This window comes from Chryseobacterium sp. SIMBA_038, assembly GCF_046535115.1.
Taxonomy (GTDB): domain Bacteria; phylum Bacteroidota; class Bacteroidia; order Flavobacteriales; family Weeksellaceae; genus Chryseobacterium.
Genome location: NZ_JAWRXH010000239.1, coordinates 1 through 262 on the forward strand (window position 1 = coordinate 1; position 262 = coordinate 262).

At 36.6% G+C, this 262-nt stretch carries 1 protein-coding gene; it reads right to left on the reverse strand.

All coding sequences use genetic code 11. The features are described from left to right. Positions 1–262: hypothetical protein (locus SB689_RS23410; RefSeq protein ID WP_410694445.1), on the reverse strand; the 262-nt coding region annotated here is incomplete at both ends.

Below are 262 nucleotides of genomic sequence, written 5' to 3' on the forward strand. Positions count from 1 at the left end.
GCCTTTAATTTTAAGTTGCTAATGATACTGTTGTCTCTAAGGAAGTCCTCTTTAGTAACGTTCCATGCCAGACCCAATCCATAAAAATTACCCCATCTGCTTTCCGGAGAAAAAACAGAAGAACCATCCCTACGAATATTAGCATTAAAGAAATACTTCCCATCATAATTATAAAGTAACCTTGAGAAATATCCTTCTACAGCATATTCATAACCGCTTCCTGACAAGTCTGTGATCTTTACGGCATTATCAAAGGACAATG